We start from the raw sequence: 17,069 nt of genomic DNA on the forward strand, positions 1-17,069 counted from the left end.
CTCATTTGGCATCCCTGCCAAATGCCCCTCTCCACAGCACCTCCATTCGGCCTCCTGACGGGACCGGGGGACCGAGGCGCCTGCACGATCCGTGGGAGCGGTCTTGACCGCGAAGCTTCTAGCAGTCCCCGCTCTATGTGGCTTCAAGCGCAACCATCGGCGCCTGGACGAGTGTCTAGCAACGTTGGCATCAGCCTGACCTACGCACGCTCGGTTTTAACCCTCAAGCAACTCGCCACACAGATCGAGGGCAAACCAGTGTTCGACTTCGCTCTGGCTCATGCCCGCCGCGAGCAGGGTGAACAGCTTGCCCAGGGCCGCTTCGCGGGTCATGCCGCCGCCGCTGATCAGGCCGCAGCTGGCGAATTGACTGCCGGCGGCATACACACCGAACTCCACATGACCACTCGGACACTGGCTGATCGCTGCCAGCACCACACCCTTCTCATGGGCGCTGTGCAGCGCGGCCAGCAGTTCGCTGTCGGCCGCCGGGCCGGTGCCGCTGCCGTAGCATTCCAGCAGCAACGCCTGCACGCCGGTGCTCAGTAGGGCGCGCACATGGGCGGCCTGAATGCCGGGAAACAGCGGCAGTACGGCGAGGTTCACCGCCTGCCGTGGCTGGCGGTAATCCAGGCGAGCGGGCAACTCGGTCGCCGGTGCGCCGTGACGCTGGCGCGGCAGCGCGCGGAAGGCATCGAAGGCCTCGCTGTGCCATTTGCTGGCGCGGGCGCCATGCAGCAATTGGCCGTTGAAATACAGCTGCACGCCGGTGACCAGGCCTTGCTGCAGCGCGCTCATGGCGCCAAACAGGTTGCCCCAGGCATCGCTGCCCTCGGCACCCGCCGGCAGCATGGCTCCGGTCAGCAGCACCGGTACCGGCAGGCCGAGCAGGAGAAAACTCAGGGCTGCCGCGCTGTAGGCCAAGGTGTCGGTGCCTTGCAGCAGCAGCACCGCATCGCAGCCATCGTCCTCGACACCGGCGCGGATCATCGCAACCATCGCCAGCCAGTGCCCGTGAGCCATGTTGGCGCTGTCGATCGGTGGCAGCAGCTCGCGAAACAGCCATTGCGGCAGCTCGCGGGTCGGCGTCAGCGCCTGCTGCGCGCGCACGCGCGCCTCAAAGCCGGTCGCCGGAACCAGGCCATCGGCACCCATCTGCATGCCAATGGTGCCGCCGGTGTAGAGCAGCAGAAGTTTTTTGCAACGCATGCGCGCCTACCTTTGTTCAGATAAAAAAACAGGGGGCCAAGCCCCCTGTTTGTTACAGCTTGGTCAGCGGTTTAGCGCTGATAGACGCTGTTGGCCATGGCAGCCTGGTCGACGACTGGCGGCTTGGAGGACCAAGCAGCGGGGTCGAGGTCCAGGTCGGCGAAGGCCTTGGGATCGAAGACTGGCGACTTTACACCGGCTTTGATCTGCGTGTCGTAGTCGTCCATCAAACGCAGGCCGGTCTTGAACAGCAGGAACAGCGCGGCCAGGTTGACCAGTGCCAGCAGGCCCATGGTCACGTCGGCAAAGCCGAACACGGTGGACAGGTCCTGCATCGAACCCCACAGCACCAGGGCGATCACCAACACACGGTACACCTGCACCAGCCAGCGCTTGCTGCTGAAGAAGCTCAGTGCGTTCTCGCCCAGGTAGTAGTTGTACACCAGGGTGGTGAAGACGAAGAGCAGCAGGGCGGTGCTGACAAACACCCGGCCCCATTCGCCGACTTCGGCGGCCAGGGCGGCTTGGGTCAGAACCACGCCGGCCATCTCGCTGCCCGGCTGGTAAACGCCCGAGAGCAGGATGATCAGCGCGGTGCTGGTGCACACCAGAATGGTGTCGATAAACACACTGAGCGACTGCACGATGCCTTGCGCGGCCGGGTGCTTAACCTCGGCCACAGCAGCGACGTTAGGCGCACTGCCCAGGCCTGCTTCGTTGGAGAACAGGCCGCGTTTGACGCCCATCAGGATGGCCGCGCCGATGCCGCCGGCAAAGGCCGGTTCCAGACCGAAGGCGCTACGCACGATCAGGCTCAGGGTTTCCGGTACTTCGCTGATGTTCATGCCCAGTACCACCAGCGCCATGCCGATGTAGGAGAAGGCCATGATCGGCACCAGCACGTCAGCCATGCTGGCGATGCGCTTGATGCCGCCGAAGATGATCAGGCCGATCACGCACACCAGGGCCAGGCCGCTGACATAGGTAGGCAAGCCGAAGGTGTCGTGCAGCGAGGTGGCCACGGTGTACGACTGCACGGCATTGAAGCCGAAGCCGAAGGTCACCAGCAGCAGGACTGAGAACACCACTGCCAGCCAGCGCTGGCCCAGACCGTGAAGGATGTAGAAGGCCGGGCCGCCACGGTAGGTGCCGTCAGCCTCGCGGCGCTTGTACAGCTGCGCCAGGGAGCATTCGAAATAGCTGGTGGCCATGCCGACCAGCGCCACCAGCCACATCCAGAACACGGCGCCGGGGCCGCCGAGCATGATCGCCACTGCCACACCGGCGATGTTGCCGGCGCCAACGCGGCCGGCCACGGAGAGCATCAGGGCCTGGAACGAGCTGAGCTGGCCAGGTTTGCGCTCAAAGGCTTCGGCGAAGATGCTGAACATGTCGCCGAAGTAACGAAATTGCACGAAACGCGAGCGAATTGAGAAGTACAGGCCGAGACCGACCAGGGCGACGATGAGGACCTTGCTCCAGAGCAGGTCGTTAAGAAGATCGAGCATGATGAGGTTGTCTCTCTTGTTGTTCTGGATGGGCGAGGCCGCGCCAGCGTGCGGCCCCCGAATGGTTGGCCAAGGGCGCCCCTGAGACAATTTCGCGGGTCGCGGCGACTTGGCGCGAGTTGATGCTAGAATCGCGTCACTCGCATCATCAGCAATCTCATCATCAGGAGTGGCGCCATGGCGGAGTATTTCGGCGACAACCTCAAACTGCTGTGCAGCCACTACCGCTCGATTGCCGAGGTGTGTCGCAAGTTGGCGATCAACCGCGCGCAGTTCAACAAGTACCTCAGCGGCCAGAGCCGGCCGACGGCTTACAACCTCAAGCGCATCTGCGATTTCTTCGGCGTCGAGGCCTATGAGCTGAGCCTGCCTGGCGAGCAGTTCGCCAGCCTGATCGGCGCCCGCAGCAACGATCAGCCGGCACGCGCCCTTGGCGATCCGTTGCTGGAGCTGGTGCAGCCGTTGCGCCAGTACTCCAGCAGCCTGGCGCGCTATTGCGGCTACTACTTCGAATACGCCAACTGCATGTCGGTGCCGGGGCAGATTCTGTTGTCGCTGGTGCACCTGCGCGAGGAGCGCGGCAGTTACCTTTTCGAGCGCCAGGAGCGTCAGGAGCCGGCCCGTGGCGGTAGCGGCAAGGCCGACGACTGGGTGCGCTGCCGTTACCTGGGCGCGGCCTTCAACCTGCAGGACCGGCTGTTTCTGATCGACTACGAGTCACTGACCGGCAACGAGATGAGCCAGACCATCCTCATCCCCAGCTTCAAGAGCCGCATCAATCGCCTCAATGGCCTGAAGACCGGCGTCTCCAGCGGCGACCTGCGCACCCCGGCCTGCACCCGCGTCGTCTGGGACTACCTGGGCGCCGACATCAACCGGGTCAATGCCTATCGCCAAGTGATGCTCTACAGCCCCGACGACCCACGCATCGACGCCGACATCCGCCAGCGCCTGGCCTCAGCGCATATCCGCGATGGCCTGTTCGAGATCGATTAGGCGGTTGTTTAAATACGCAGCTGAGGTGCTGCGCGAAACAGGTGTTTAGAGCTGATCAGACTAAATGTCTAGGCATCCCAGCTGATTACTCAGGTAATCGAGAAAACAGGTGATGCGTGAAGCCAGAGCAGTGTTGCGGTAGCAAGTAGCCTGGACATTACACGGTGGGAAACGCTTCGCGGTTTCCCACCCTACTCGGACTGGAGGGTGTTGTAGGGTGGACAACGTTTACTTGTCCACCATCCTCTGTGGCAGCGCGTAGGATGGGTTGAGCGCAGCGATACCCATCAATCATTCGGCGGTAGCCAAGCCCATGGGTATCGCAGGCTCAACCCATCCTACGGTTGTGGCGCCTAGGAGAGGCTGGGCAAAAATTTTAACGCGCGGTATCCATTGCCAAGTAGGTTGGCTTGAGGCACGCAGCGCAGATGCCCAAGGCTCCAGCCCCGGCCTGCTGGGCTTCGCTACGCTCAACGCCGACCTGCCCAAGTACGTGCGCCGGGCAAGCAAGTAGCCTGGACATTACATGGTGGGAAACGCTTCGCGGTTTCCCACCCTACGCGGACTAGAGGGTGTTGTAGGGTGGACAACGTTTACTTGTCCACCGGCCTCTGCGACAGGCTGCAATGGATCGGAAGTTGTCTATCCACACTAGGTTTAATGGGCTAAACCGAAGGGCGTAGCGGTTCAGCCTTCGCTGCTGGATTGCCTGTTTAGTTGCCGGTCTTGACGTTGCTCCACACGCGGGTGCGGATGCGCTCGATCTTCTGCGGCAGCGGTTGCAGCACGTAGAGGTTCTTCTGCGCCTCGGCGGTCGGGGTCAGGTTGGGGTTGTCGCGGATCTCGCTCTGCACCAGCGGCATGCCGTCTTTGTTTGGGTTCGGGTAGCCGAGGAAGTCGCTGATCGGCGCGATCACCTTGGGGTCTAGCAGGTTGTTGAGGAACTCATGGGCCTCGGCGACGTTCTTGGCGCTCTTGGGGATGGCAAAGGAGTCGAACCACAGCGGGGCGCCTTGCTTGGGCAAGCGCCAGTCGACCACCACGCCGTTGCCGGCTTCCTTGGCGCGGTTGGCGAACTGGAAGAAGCTGCCCGAGTAACCGATGGCCACGCAGATGTCACCGTTGGCGATATCGGTCATGTACTTGGCCGAGTTGAAGTAGGCGACGTGCGGTTTGATCTTCTGCAGCAAGGCGCCGGCTTTTTCATAGTCTTGCGGGTTGCGGCTGTTCGGATCGAGGCCCAGGTAGTGCAGGGCGATCGGCAGAATCTCGCCGGGTGAGTCGAGCATGGCCACCCCGCACTGCTGGAGCTTGCTGATGTTCTCTTCCTTGAAGATCAGGTCCCAGCTGTCGACCGGGGCATTCTCACCGAGCACAGCCTTGACCTTGGCCGGGTTGAAGCCGATCAGCACGGTGCCGTACATGTAGGGCACGGCGTACTGGTTGCCGGGGTCGTTGGCGCTCATCAGTTGCAGCAGCTCCGGGTTGAGGTGCTGCCAGTTGGGCAGCTTGCTCTTGTCCAGAGGCTGGAACACGCCCGCCTTGATCTCGTTTTCGAGGAAGGTGTTGGTCGGCACCACCAGGTCGTAGCCGGAGTTGCCGGTGAGCAGCTTGGCTTCGAGGGACTCGTTGGTGTCGAAGATGTCCCAGGTCAGTTTGATCCCGGTTTTTTCGGCAAAGGTTTTCGGCACCGACGGCAGGATGTAATCGGCCCAGTTGTAAACCTTCAGCTCGCGCTCTGCGGCCTGAGCCATGGAGCTGAGCAGGGCGCTGCCGCAGAGGGCGGCGCCGAGGATGTGCTGGAGTTTGTTCATGTTGTTCTCCTGATGATCTAGGGGCGCGCTCAGGCGCCCTGGAAGCCTTCGAGTACATTGACGGCGTTGATGCCGATTTCTGCCACCGCGTAACCACCTTCCATGACGAACAAGGTCGGTTTGCCGAGGGCGGCGATGCGTTGGCCCATGCGCAGGTAGTCCGGGCTGTCGAGCTTGAACTGTGAGATCGGGTCGTTCATGTAGGTGTCGACGCCGAGCGACACCACGATCACCTCGGCGCCGTAAGCGGCGATGCGCTGGCAGGCGGTTTCCAGCGCCGCGCCCCACACGTCCCAGGCACTGCCGGCGGGCAGTGGCAAATTGAGGTTGAAACCGGTGCCGACACCTTCGCCGGTTTCGTCGGCATAACCGAGAAAGTGCGGGTACTCGAAACTCGGGCTGCCGTGGATATTGGCCACCAGCACATCGTCGCGGCCGTAGAAGATCGACTGGGTGCCGTTGCCGTGATGGTAATCGACGTCGAGGATGGCCACGCGCTGGGCGCCCTGGTCGAGAAAGGCCTGGGCGGTGATCGCCGCGTTGTTCAGGTAGCAGTAGCCGCCCATCACGTCGGCGCTGGCGTGGTGGCCTGGCGGGCGGCACAGGGCGAAGGCCGTGCGCATACCCTGTGCAAGCTGTTGCTGGGCGCTGAGGGCGACCTGGGCCGAGGTATACACCGCCTGCCAGGTGCCGGCGGTGATCGGTGCGAAGCAGTCGAAGCTGTGGAAACCGTACTGTCCGTAAAGGTCATTCGGGCGTTTGGCGCGCATATGCCGAGCCGGGAACACGCCAGGGAGAAAGTCGGCCGTGTTGCCTTGGGCGGCCCAGCCGGCCCAGGCGTTTTGCAGAAAGTGCAGATAATCACCCGTGTGGATGCGCGCAATCGGCGCCATGCCGAAATCCAGTGGTGCGCGCACCTCACCGAGCTGTTGCTGTTGCACGCGGGCCAGTACGTGGTCGGCGCGTGCCGGCATCTCGAAGCAGGGTTGCAGTTCGCCGTTGAGCATTTCGCCTTGGGCGTGGTGCAGGCGGTGATCGTCGCTGTAAAAGGTGAGCATCTTGTTGTTCTCGCACCGTGGGACTGCCGGCATTGTTGGCCGGGTGGCGGCGGGCGGGGAACGATAGGAATGGCCAGTAGGGGATAAATGTGGCCAATGTTGAGGATGTGTTTGTTCCGCGCTGGATAAGGGAGAGCGCTTTTGTAGGAGCGGCTTTAGCCGCGAACACGCTGGAAATGTAGGCAAAGTTCGCGGCTGAAGCCGCTCCTACGGACCTATTTTTACTCCCTGGGGACAGGCAGCGGCTGAGAGGGTTTTAGCCCATTTAAAGACGTGTCAGTTGCCGCGCTGTTTGCTCAGGCGTGTTCGCGTAGGTCCTGCAGGCGTTGGCGCTGTTGGCCTTGGGCATCGAAATTGTCTGCTGCCAGCCAGCGTTCGAAAGCGGCGCAACAGGCCGGCCACTCATGGTCGAGCAGGGAGAACCAGGCGGTGTCGCGATTGCGGCCCTTGCGGATCAGGTGTTGGCGAAACAGCCCCTCATAGGTGAAGCCGAAGCGTTCGGCGGCGCGCTTGGAGCGCAGGTTGGCGTTGTCGCATTTCCATTCCAGGCGGCGGTTGCCGAGTTCGAAGGCGTAGCGGGCCAGCAGGTAGACCGTTTCACTGGCCAGGGTGCTGCGCTGCAGGGCATGGCCAAAACAGACATGGCCGATCTCGATGCTGCCGTGGGCCGGGCAGATATTCAGGTAGCTGAGCAGGCCCAGGGCCTGGCCGCTGCTGTTGGCGATGACCGTGTAAAACACGGCGTCGCCAGAATTGCCGAGGCTGTTCAGCCACTGTGTGAAAGCAGCGGGACTGGCAAATGGCCCGTAGCCCATATAGGTCCACATGTGCGGGTCGGCACCCGCGCCTTGCAGCGCCTGCCAGAGGTCGTCGCCGTGACGCGCCGGGTCGAGTCGCTCCAAGCGCACCCGATTGCCGTGCAACACGGCGGCATCCGGCGTCCTGGCTGCTTGCCAGTGTTGCAGGTCGGTGCTGGGCATAGCGGGCTCCTACTTAGCTGAATAACTGGCGGTATTGGATAAACCCCGAGCGGCTGGCGATGCGGTCGTACAGCTGGCGCGCCTGGGTGTTGTCTTCCTGGGTCAGCCAGTGCACGCGGTTGGCACCGGCGGCCTGGGCAGCGGCATACACCTGTTCGATCAGCGCACGACCGACGCCACCACCGCGTACGGTTTCGGCCACGTACAGGTCCTGCAGGTAGCAGTAGTCGCTGACCGTCCAGCACGAGCGATGGAAGATCCAGTGCACCAGCCCGACCGCCACACCGTCTTGCAAGGCCAACGCGGCAAACATCGGCTCGGCCGAGTCGAGAAAACGTTGCCAGGTGAGGGCGCTGACCTCGGGCGCAATGTCGGCGTTATAGAAGCGCTGGTAGCCCTGCCACAGCGGTAACCAGGCGGCGTGATCGGCGGCGGTGACGAGGCGAATCTGTAGCGTGGACATGGGCGCTCCTTATAGCTGGTGAGTGGGCTGCATCTGCGCTGCGAGTGCCTGATCCTTGGCCTGCGGGCTGGCGCTCAGGGCTTGCTGCACGCCGGCGTGGTCGGCGGCGTTGCGGTTCTGGCTGAGTTTCCATTGGCCCTGCAGGCGCTGGATTGGCAGAGCAAAGCCGACGATGGCGCGCAGCATGCTGTCGATATAGTCACGCGGTGCATCGTCCATGGCCCAGGGCTTAGGCTGGTTGCCTTCGTGGACGGCGGTCATGCGCGCCAGCAATTGGCGCAGACGCTCGGGGTCATCAAACACGTCCAGCTGACCATGGGCGTGCACGCTGATGTAGTTCCAGGTCGGTACGGCCTTGCCGTGTTCGGCCTTGGACGGATAGGCGCTTGGGCTGACGTAGGCGTCGGCACCGCTGAAAATCGCCAGCGCCTCGGGCTGTTCGGCAAACACCTGCCACTGCGGGTTGGCGCGGGCGAAGTGGCCATACAGAGTGCCGTACTCGCCTTCTTCGGCGACCAACAACAGCGGCAAATGACTGGCTTGCAAGCCGGCGCTGCTGTGGCTGACCAGCGTGGCCAGTGGGGCCTGGCGCATCTGTGCGTGCAGTTGGGCGAGGTCATCCTGGCGGAAATGAGCGGGGATATACATGGGCGAACTCCGGTGGTGATGGCATCATCCTAGGCAAGCCATTGGCCTGTTGTAAGAGCCATTTATAGCGAGTTTGATGGAGCCAATTTGCCATGACCTTTCCCGCGCCACTGCCTTTCGACCTTGCCGGTATCCAGCTCGACCCGCGCCGCGGCCTGGCGCGTCAGCTGTATCAGGCCCTGCGCGAGCGCATTCTCGATGGTCGCCTGCGCAGCGGTACGCGCCTACCGGCGGGACGTGAGTTGGCCGAGCTGCTCGGCGTGTCGCGCAATACCGTGGGGCGCGCGGTCGATCAGTTGTATGCCGAGGGCTACGTGCAGGCGCGGGTGGGCGATGGCACCTACGTGGCGCCCCTGGCTCTGCACAACGAGCCGACCCCCCGCGTGGCCAGCAGCCCGGCGCCGAGTGCAGCCTTGCAGCGGGTGCAGGCGCAGCAGTTGCGGGTGCCGCCGAGTGGCGCGCCACGGGCGTTTCGGGTCGGCGTGCCGGCCTTTGACCTGTTTCCGTTCGAGACCTGGGCGCGGCTGCAGGCGCGCTTCTGGCGCAAGCCGTCGCCTGCGCGATTGGGCTATGGCGATCCAGCTGGTGATGCGCAGTTGCGGGAGTTGGTGGCGGCGTATCTGCGTAACAGCCGTGGGCTGCACTGCGATCCTGAGCAGATCGTCATCACCTGCGGTGCGCAGCAGGCGATCAGTTTGTGCGCGCAGTTGCTGGTCGACCCTGGCGACCGGGTGGCCATCGAGAACCCCGGTTATCGCGCTGCCGGCCATGCCTTTGCCGCCGCGGGTGCCGAGTTGTGCGGCGTGGCGGTGGATAGCGACGGCCTGGATGTGGCGGCGCTGGAGGGGGTGCCGGATTGCCGGCTGGCCTATGTCACGCCCTCGCACCAGTACCCGACCGGAGTGACCCTATCGCTGGCGCGGCGCCTGGCGTTGCTGGACTGGGCTGAGCGTCAGGACGGCTGGATCATTGAGGACGATTACGACGGCGAATACCGCTACAGCGGCACGCCGCTGGCGCCCTTGGCCGCGCTGGATCGTCAGGGGCGAGTGATCTATGTCGGCACCTTCTGCAAGATCGCTTTTCCGGCCCTGCGCCTGGGCTATCTGGTGCTGCCGCCGGCCCTGGCGCCGCTGTTTGCCCAGCGCCGCGCCCTGGACATGCGCAACTCGGAAATCGGCACCCAGGTGGTGATGGCCGAGTTTATTGCCGGCGGGCATTTCCAGCGGCATATCAGGCGTATGCGCGTGGCGGCCCGCAGCCGTCGCGATGCGTTACTGGCCGCCTGGCCCGCGCACATTCCCGGTTGTGCGCCGTTGCCGGTAGTGGAGGCCGGGCTGCACCTGTGCGTGCGGGTCGACACTGTGCAGCGCGAGGCCGAGCTGGTGGCTGCGGCCCTGGCAGCGGGGGTCGAAGTCACCGCCCTGAGCGGTTACTGGCTGGCCGACAGCAGCACGCCACTCGATCAGCGCGCCGGCCTGGTCCTTGGCTTTGCCGCCGTGCCCGAGGCGCAGATCGACGCGGCCGTGCAGGCATTGCGTAAGGCCTGGAGTCTGTAACGGGTAGGATGGGTTGAGCGCAGCGATACCCATCGAGCAGTCAGTCGAATGCGCGGCCATGATGGGTATCGCAGGCTCAACCCATCCTACGGCTGCGGCGTCTGACAGATGCCGCGCAAAAAAAAGGATGGCCGAAGCCATCCTTGAAGGATGAGGGGCAGGCGCCCCTCCTGATGAGTCGGTTGAATCAGGCTTTGAGCGGCACCAGACGCGGCGCGATCATGTTCTCGGGGCGCAGGATGTCGGCCAGGGTGGCGTCGTCCAGCAGCTTCTCTTCGCGCACCAGTTCCAGCACGCCGCGCCCGGTGTCGAGGGCGATCTTGGCGATGCGGGTGGCGTTCTCGTAGCCGATGTAAGGGTTCAGCGCGGTGACCAGGCCGATGGATTGCTCCACCAGTTGGCGGCAGTGGGCTTCGTTGGCGCTGATGCCGTCGATGCAGTGCTCACGCAGCATGTCCATGGCGCGGGTCAGCAGGCGGATCGAGTCGAGGATCTTGTAGGCGATCAGCGGCTCCATCACGTTCAGCTGCAGCTGGCCGGCTTCGGCGGCCAGGGTCAGGGCCAGGTCGTTGCCGATCACTTCGAAGGCCACCTGGTTGACCGCTTCCGGGATCACCGGGTTGACCTTGCCGGGCATGATCGAGCTGCCTGGCTGACGCGCCGGCAAGTTGATTTCATTGATGCCGGTACGCGGGCCGCTGGACAGCAGGCGCAGGTCGTTGCAGATCTTCGACAGTTTTACGGCGGTGCGCTTGAGCATGCCGGAGAACAGCACAAAGGCGCCCATGTCCGAGGTGGCTTCGATCAGGTCGGCGGCCGGTACGACTGGGTGGTTACTGATGATGGCCAGACGCTCGACCGCCAGGCGCTGGTAGCCGGGGTCGGCGTTGATCCCGGTGCCGATCGCGGTGCCGCCCAGGTTCACTTCGGTGAGCAGTTGCGGTGCCAGGCGCTTGAGGTGTTGCAGGTCTTCGCCGAGGGTGGTGGCGAAGGCGCGGAATTCCTGGCCGAGGGTCATCGGCACGGCGTCTTGCAACTGGGTGCGGCCCATCTTCAGCACATGGCCGAACTCCAGGCCCTTGGCGGCAAACGACTGGATCAGCTTGTCGAGGCTGTTGAGCAGGTAGTCATGACCGAGCAGCAGGCCGACGCGGATGGCGGTCGGGTAGGCGTCGTTGGTCGACTGCGCCATGTTCACGTCGTTGTTCGGGTGCAGGTACTGGTACTCGCCTTTCTCGTGGCCCATGGCTTCCAGGGCGATGTTGGCGATCACCTCGTTGGCGTTCATGTTGGTCGAGGTGCCGGCGCCGCCCTGGATCATGTCGACCACGAACTGCTCGTGGAACTCGCCCTGGATGATGCGCGCACAGGCGGTGCTGATCGCGGTGTGCTTGGCGGCGGACAGGTGGCCCAGCTCGCGGTTGGCGTCGGCGGCGGCCTGCTTGACCATGGCCAGGGCGATCACCAGTTTCGGGTAGTGGGCCAGGGGTACGCCAGAGAGTCGAAAATTCTGCACGGCACGCAGGGTCTGAATGCCGTAATAGGCATCAGAAGGCACTTCCAGTTTACCGAGCAGGTCTTTTTCGATACGGGTAGATGCAGCAGCTGACATGATGTGTGTGGCTCTTTGGCAGTACGGCAAATGCCGCGATGCCCATAGAGTAGGGGTTATGCCGGCGAATCGGCCAATGCCGTTGCTTGCTGGGGTATGCACAATCGGCATAATGTCGCCGTGACTCGCCATGAATGTCGCGCGTGCATAATTTCAAACGGATAGCGGGGTGGCGCAATGAACCTGGAAACCAAATGGCTGGATGATTTCGTCGCCCTGGCTGCCACCCGTAGCTTCTCCCAGGCGGCGATCAAGCGCTTCGTCACCCAGCCGGCCTTCAGTCGGCGCATCCGCAGCCTGGAGGCGGCACTGGGGCTGACCCTGGTCAACCGCAGCCATACGCCGATCGAGCTGACCGAGGCTGGCCAGCTGTTTCTGGTTACCGCGCGCAACCTCAGCGAGCAGCTCGGCGAGGTGGTGCGCCACCTGCACAATATCGAGGGCCAGCCGGGCGAGGTGCTGCAGATCGCCGCTGCCCACTCCCTGACCCTGGGCTTTTTTCCGGCCTGGATGGCACGCCTGCGCCGTGAGGGTTTACCGCTGCATACGCGCTTGGTGGCGAGTAACGTCGGCGAGGCGGTGCATGCCCTGCGCGAAGGCGCCTGCGACCTGATCCTGGCTTACTACGACCCGGATGCCGCCTTGCAGCTGACCAGTGAAATCTTCCCGTCGCTGCACCTGGGCCACACCGAAATGCTGCCGGTATGCGCGGTGGACGAGCAGGGCGCGCCGCTGTTTGCCCTGGATAACGGCCAGAGTGTGCCGCTGCTGGCCTACAGTGCCGGGGCCTTTCTCGGCCGCTCGGTGAATGCGCTGATCCGCCAGCGCGGCCTGCGCGCCACCACGGTGTACGAAACGGCCATGGCCGACAGCCTCAAGAGCATGGCCTTGCAGGGCCTCGGCGTGGCCTGGGTGCCACGCCTGTCGGTAACCGCCGAACTGGCCCGCGGCGAACTGGTTATCTGCGGTGATGAACATTGGCAGGTGCCGCTGGAGATCCGCCTCTATCGCAGTGCCTTGCAGCGCAAGGCGGCGGTGCGATTGCTGTGGCGCAAGCTGGAGGCGGGCATGGGCGTCGAGGATTAAACCGGTCTAGATTGACTGAACCGTATACGACTAAGGGCGAAGTGCCCCTTTGCTACTCACTGATATCATCGTGACATCACTCAGGCCAGGCAAGTTGTCCGCCACGGGTGATCCTCGCTTGCGGAGTACCCTCTGTGTCATCGAACTCTCAAATCGGTTTGCGTCAATGGATATGGCGGGCCTTTGCGCAAAGCGCGCTGATTCCGCTGTTATTGGTGGAAACGGTGCTGATTGCCGTCTATCTGCTGAGCAACAGTTCGATTCGTGAAACCCAGATCGACTACCTGCGCGACAGCGCCGTGGCTGAGCTGAAGTCCGCAGCGGCGCTCCAAGGGCGGGTGGTGGAAGAGCAGCTGGCCAAGGTCGGCGGGGTGACAGAGCTGTATCGCAACCTCACGGCCCAGGCCCTGCAACAGCCGGCGCCCAGCCCGGTGCACAACCTGGCCCTGAGTGCCGACGGCGTGCGCTACAGCCCGCGCGACGAGGGTGGCGCGGCGGTGTTCTACCCCAACAGCACGGCGCCGGCCAAACACGACCTGGACAAGGTGGCCCGCCTGGCTCGCCTTGACCCGCTGATGCAGCAGATCAAGACCCACACCCCGCTGGTGGCGGCGCTGTATTTCAACGGCTGGGACAGCCTCAACCATATCTACCCCTGGTTCAACACCCCGGACCAGTACCCCCATGACATGGTGATCCCCGACTACAACTTCTATTACCTCGCCGATGCCAAGCACAACCCGCAGCGCCAGGTCGTGTGGACCGATGTCTACCTCGACCCGGCGGGTCAGGGCTGGATGGCCTCGGCCATCGCCCCGGTCTATCGCGGTGATTTCCTCGAGGGCGTGGTGGGTATCGATATCACCGTGGACGGCATCCTCAAAGAGATCGGCCAGCTGCAGGTGCCGTGGAACGGCTACGCCATGCTGGTCAGCAAGGACCTCAATATCATGGCCCTGCCCAAGGCCGGCGAAGATGATTTTGGTCTCGACGAGCTGACCCAGCACACCTACGCCGAAGCCATTCGCCGCGAACTGTTCAAGCCTGAGGACTTCAACCTGCGCAAGCGGGTTGAAACCCGTGCCCTGGCAGAGCGTGTAGCAAGCGAGGCCGCCGGCATCGAGCGCGTGCAGTTCGGTGGCCAGGCCCACTTGGTGGCCTGGGCCAGCATCGCGCAAACCGACTGGCATTTGCTCACGGTGGTGGCCGAGGCGGACGTATTTGCCCAGACCAACAGCCTGGCCCAGCGCTACAAGGAAATCGGCTACCTGCTGATTGCTGGTCTGGTGCTGTTCTATGCCGTGTTTTTCAGCTTTATGTGGGTGCGCGCAAAGCAGTTGAGTACTCAGTTGCGCCAGCCGATTACCGGTATCTCACAGATGATGCGCGAGATTGGTCGCGGTAACCGGCGTCCCGCGCGGGTGTCTTCGGACATCGGCGAGCTGGACGAAATGGCCGGTCATGCCGTCGATTTGGGCGTGCAACTGGAGCACAGCGAGGCGCAACGTTCGAGTGCCCAGCAGCGCCTTGAGCTGGTCCTGGAAAGCGCCACGGAAAGCCTCTGGGAGCTCAACTTTGATACGCGCCTGGTCAGCTTGCGCGGGCGTTTCGCTGAGCGCTTCGGCCTACCCGGCAGTGAAATCAGCGATGACGCGTTTATCCAGCGCGTGCACCCCGATGATGTAGCGCGGATGAACACCTCGCGGCAACTGCTCGACGACTCGGGCAGCGACCGCTATGAGGCTGAGTTTCGCTTCGCCGATGCCGCTGGCCATTACCACTGGTTGCTCAGTCGCGGCCGGGTGGTGGAGCGCGATCCGCAGACCGGGCAGGCGCTTATGCTGGCCGGCACCCATGTGGACATCGGCGCGCTTAAGCAGACTGAGGCTGACCTGCGGCAGGCGCACCTTGAAGCTCAGGCGGCCAGTCAGGCCAAGTCGCGGTTTATCTCCAGCATCACCCACGAGTTGCGCACGCCGTTGAATGCCATCTACGGCTTTGCCCAGTTGCTGCGCCTGGAACACCCGGTCGAAAGCGCCAGCAGCGAGGCCGATTACCTCGATGAAATCATGCTCGCCAGCACCCACCTCAACCAGCTGGTTGGCGACATTCTCGACTGGTCCAGTGTGCAGGCCGAGAAGCCGCAGCTCGAACTGCAGCCGGTGGATGTCACCCAGTTGATGAACGAGTGTGCCGACATGGTCCGTGTCGAGGTGCTGGCCCAGGACCTGCACCTCAACCTCGACTTGCCCGAGCAGTCTTTGCAGGTGCCGGCAGACCCGCGGCGGCTGCGCCAGGTGCTGATCAATCTGCTGTCCAATGCGATCAAGTACAACACCGTGAATGGCCATATCACCCTCAGTTACCAGGTGGCTGCCGGGCACATTCGCCTGCTGGTCGAGGACACGGGTCTGGGCATCAGCCCTGATCTGCAGAGCCAGCTGTTTGAACCCTTCCAGCGCCTTGGGCGGGAAAATACCGCGATCCAGGGCACCGGCATCGGCCTGTCGCTGTGCCGTGAGTTTGCCAGCCTGATGCAGGGGCAGATGGGCGTGCACAGCGAGCCAGGCATTGGCAGCAGCTTCTGGATTGAACTGCCGCTGTTGCCGACCGCCACACCGACCGACATCCCTGGCGATGAGGCTGTCGAGATGCACGCGACCAGCCCGCGTGTACGCCGTCAGGTGTTTTATGTGGAAGACAATCCTGCGAGCCAGTTTCTGGTGCGCAAGGCCCTGAGTGACCTCGCCGAGGTGCATGTGGCCAGCAACGGTCGGGTAGCTTTGGAGCGCATCCTGGCCACACCGCCGGATCTGTTGTTGCTGGATTTCCATTTGCCCGACATGGATGGCGAAGCCTTGCTGCGTGAGCTGCGCCGCCATGCAAAAACCCGCGAGCTGCCGGTGGTGGTGCTGACTGCTGCGGCCGAAGCGGCGCGGTTGGCCATGCTCGATTGCCAGGGGCTGCTGGCCAAACCGATCAATCTGGATGAGCTGCGCGGGCTGGTGAGTGCGCTGCTCCACGAGGTCACGACCGATGCTGTCTGATGTGTTGCGCTTTGCCACCGTGGTGGTGATCGACGATGTGCGTGCCAACCTGCGCCTGCTGGAGTCCAGCCTCAAGGCTTTTGGCCTGCGCGAGATCAAGACCTTTAGCGATTCTGTCGAAGGCTTGGCCTGGCTGCAGGCCAATCCCTGGGACCTGTTGCTGCTGGACTTGGACATGCCGGCACCGAACGGCTTTGAGATCCTGCAGCAGCTGGAAAACCGCGACCGCAGCCGCTCGCCGGTGATCATCGTCACCGCGCTCAATGGCCTTGACGAGCGCCGCCGCGGCCTGGAGCTGGGTGCCAACGACTACATCTGCAAGCCTCTGGACCTGCCGGATCTGCTCCTGCGGGTGCGCAACAACCTGCAGCTGAGCCTGGCCAGCCAGGCCCTGCAGCAGGAGCGTGACCAACTGGAGCAGCGCGTACAGCAGCGTACCGCGCAGTTGCGCGCCAGCTTCCAGTCAGTGATACGCAGCCTGGCACGCGCCGCCGGTTACAAGGATAACGAGACCGGCGACCATATCCTGCGCATCGGTGAGTCGGCAGCGCTGATTGCTCGTGCGCTGGGGCTGGATGGCAAATGGATCGAGCAACTGCGCTTGGCGGCACCGATGCACGATGTCGGTAAAATCGGCATTCCCGATGCCATCCTCAACAAACCGGGTCGTTTGGATAGCGAAGAACGTCTGCACATGAACCTGCATGCGCAGATCGGCTACGACATCCTGCATGATCAACAGCGCTCGCCACTGACCGATCTTGCTGCGGAAATTGCCGTTTCCCATCACGAACGCTGGGACGGCAGTGGCTACCCGAATGGTCTGAAAGGCGAAGAAATTCCGCTGTCCGGGCGCATCGTCGCACTCTGTGACGTTTACGATGCCCTGCGCTCGCCACGCTCTTACAAGCAGGCCTGGAGTGCCGAGCGTGCCCAGGCGTACATCCTCGAAAATGCCGGCGGGCACTTCGACCCGCATCTGGTGCAGGTCATGAGCAGCGTGTTCACCGAACTGGAGGACCTGCAACTGACCATGGCCGATCGTGCTGAGCCGTTCACGCTCTCGCCTCAGCACGACTGATCCGCGCG

The 17,069-nt window shown here is 63.4% G+C and carries 13 protein-coding genes; 5 read left to right on the forward strand and 8 right to left on the reverse strand.

All coding sequences use genetic code 11. The annotated features are described in order from the left end of the window. Window positions 1-216: 216 nt before the first annotated feature. Together AC56DI_RS15085 and AC56DI_RS15090 are read right to left on the reverse strand one after the other, a co-directional pair. Window positions 217-1,209, reverse strand: coding sequence for an asparaginase (locus tag AC56DI_RS15085; protein ID WP_496346892.1), 993 nt, complete (start codon window positions 1,207-1,209; stop codon window positions 217-219). Window positions 1,210-1,280: 71 nt separating this feature from the next. Next, on the reverse strand, window positions 1,281-2,717 hold the full coding sequence (locus AC56DI_RS15090; RefSeq protein WP_496346893.1) for an alanine/glycine:cation symporter family protein: 1,437 nt from the start codon (window positions 2,715-2,717) through the stop codon (window positions 1,281-1,283). A 177-nt stretch (window positions 2,718-2,894) separates the two neighbouring features. Here AC56DI_RS15090 and AC56DI_RS15095 point away from each other — a divergent pair, with 177 nt between their 5' ends. Continuing rightward, a complete protein-coding gene (locus AC56DI_RS15095; protein ID WP_422586723.1) occupies window positions 2,895-3,713 on the forward strand; it encodes a helix-turn-helix domain-containing protein in 819 nt (272 codons plus the stop codon). A 713-nt stretch (window positions 3,714-4,426) separates the two neighbouring features. Here AC56DI_RS15095 and AC56DI_RS15100 read toward each other — a convergent pair. The 5 genes from AC56DI_RS15100 to AC56DI_RS15120 all read right to left on the reverse strand — a co-directional run bounded on the left by AC56DI_RS15100 (window position 4,427) and on the right by AC56DI_RS15120 (window position 8,676). Next, on the reverse strand, window positions 4,427-5,527 hold the full coding sequence (locus AC56DI_RS15100; RefSeq protein ID WP_496346894.1) for a polyamine ABC transporter substrate-binding protein: 1,101 nt from the start codon (window positions 5,525-5,527) through the stop codon (window positions 4,427-4,429). 29 nt (window positions 5,528-5,556) lie between these two features. Continuing rightward, complete coding sequence (locus AC56DI_RS15105; protein ID WP_496346895.1) at window positions 5,557-6,585, reverse strand: histone deacetylase family protein; 1,029 nt, start codon at window positions 6,583-6,585, stop codon at window positions 5,557-5,559. A gap of 296 nt (window positions 6,586-6,881) precedes the next feature. Beyond that, the gene (locus AC56DI_RS15110; protein WP_496346896.1) at window positions 6,882-7,565 is read right to left on the reverse strand and encodes a GNAT family N-acetyltransferase; all 684 of its coding nucleotides are present in this window, start codon (window positions 7,563-7,565) and stop codon (window positions 6,882-6,884) included. A gap of 13 nt (window positions 7,566-7,578) precedes the next feature. After that, the gene (locus AC56DI_RS15115) at window positions 7,579-8,028 is read right to left on the reverse strand and encodes a GNAT family N-acetyltransferase (protein WP_496346897.1); all 450 of its coding nucleotides are present in this window, start codon (window positions 8,026-8,028) and stop codon (window positions 7,579-7,581) included. 9 nt (window positions 8,029-8,037) lie between these two features. Further along, entirely contained in the window at window positions 8,038-8,676 is a 639-nt protein-coding gene (locus AC56DI_RS15120; RefSeq protein WP_496346898.1) for an FMN-binding negative transcriptional regulator, read from the reverse strand. Window positions 8,677-8,768: 92 nt separating this feature from the next. On the opposite strand from AC56DI_RS15120, the gene pdxR reads away from it, so the two are divergent. Then, complete coding sequence (gene pdxR, locus AC56DI_RS15125; protein ID WP_496346899.1) at window positions 8,769-10,235, forward strand: MocR-like pyridoxine biosynthesis transcription factor PdxR; 1,467 nt, start codon at window positions 8,769-8,771, stop codon at window positions 10,233-10,235. 187 nt (window positions 10,236-10,422) lie between these two features. Here the strand turns inward: pdxR and aspA are convergent, their stop codons facing one another. Next, a complete protein-coding gene (aspA, locus tag AC56DI_RS15130) occupies window positions 10,423-11,847 on the reverse strand; it encodes an aspartate ammonia-lyase (RefSeq protein WP_324520530.1) in 1,425 nt (474 codons plus the stop codon). 177 nt (window positions 11,848-12,024) lie between these two features. On the opposite strand from aspA, the gene AC56DI_RS15135 reads away from it, so the two are divergent. From AC56DI_RS15135 to AC56DI_RS15145, 3 genes are all read left to right on the forward strand, one after another. Then, entirely contained in the window at window positions 12,025-12,933 is a 909-nt protein-coding gene (locus tag AC56DI_RS15135) for a LysR substrate-binding domain-containing protein (protein ID WP_496346900.1), read from the forward strand. A gap of 134 nt (window positions 12,934-13,067) precedes the next feature. Next, complete coding sequence (locus AC56DI_RS15140) at window positions 13,068-15,980, forward strand: hybrid sensor histidine kinase/response regulator (RefSeq protein ID WP_496346901.1); 2,913 nt, start codon at window positions 13,068-13,070, stop codon at window positions 15,978-15,980. Then, on the forward strand, window positions 15,970-17,061 hold the full coding sequence (locus AC56DI_RS15145; protein WP_496346902.1) for an HD domain-containing phosphohydrolase: 1,092 nt from the start codon (window positions 15,970-15,972) through the stop codon (window positions 17,059-17,061). Before AC56DI_RS15140 ends, AC56DI_RS15145 begins: the two co-directional genes overlap by 11 nt. Window positions 17,062-17,069: the final 8 nt, after the last annotated feature.

The sequence above is a fragment of the Pseudomonas sp. BGA-UO-ETr-WB11 genome (assembly GCF_059567785.1).

Excerpts from the sequence above, each read along its gene's own strand:
- AC56DI_RS15135 (WP_496346900.1), top strand. The coding sequence starts at position 12,025 with ATGAACCTGGAAACCAAATGGCTGGATGATTTCGTCGCCCTGGCTGCC.
- AC56DI_RS15145 (WP_496346902.1), top strand. The coding sequence starts at position 15,970 with ATGCTGTCTGATGTGTTGCGCTTTGCCACCGTGGTGGTGATCGACGAT.
- AC56DI_RS15095 (WP_422586723.1), top strand. The coding sequence starts at position 2,895 with ATGGCGGAGTATTTCGGCGACAACCTCAAACTGCTGTGCAGCCACTAC.
- AC56DI_RS15085 (WP_496346892.1), bottom strand. The coding sequence starts at position 1,209 with ATGCGTTGCAAAAAACTTCTGCTGCTCTACACCGGCGGCACCATTGGC.
- AC56DI_RS15090 (WP_496346893.1), bottom strand. The coding sequence starts at position 2,717 with ATGCTCGATCTTCTTAACGACCTGCTCTGGAGCAAGGTCCTCATCGTC.
- AC56DI_RS15115 (WP_496346897.1), bottom strand. The coding sequence starts at position 8,028 with ATGTCCACGCTACAGATTCGCCTCGTCACCGCCGCCGATCACGCCGCC.
- aspA (WP_324520530.1), bottom strand. The coding sequence starts at position 11,847 with ATGTCAGCTGCTGCATCTACCCGTATCGAAAAAGACCTGCTCGGTAAA.
- AC56DI_RS15120 (WP_496346898.1), bottom strand. The coding sequence starts at position 8,676 with ATGTATATCCCCGCTCATTTCCGCCAGGATGACCTCGCCCAACTGCAC.
- pdxR (WP_496346899.1), top strand. The coding sequence starts at position 8,769 with ATGACCTTTCCCGCGCCACTGCCTTTCGACCTTGCCGGTATCCAGCTC.
- AC56DI_RS15110 (WP_496346896.1), bottom strand. The coding sequence starts at position 7,565 with ATGCCCAGCACCGACCTGCAACACTGGCAAGCAGCCAGGACGCCGGAT.
- AC56DI_RS15100 (WP_496346894.1), bottom strand. The coding sequence starts at position 5,527 with ATGAACAAACTCCAGCACATCCTCGGCGCCGCCCTCTGCGGCAGCGCC.
- AC56DI_RS15105 (WP_496346895.1), bottom strand. The coding sequence starts at position 6,585 with ATGCTCACCTTTTACAGCGACGATCACCGCCTGCACCACGCCCAAGGC.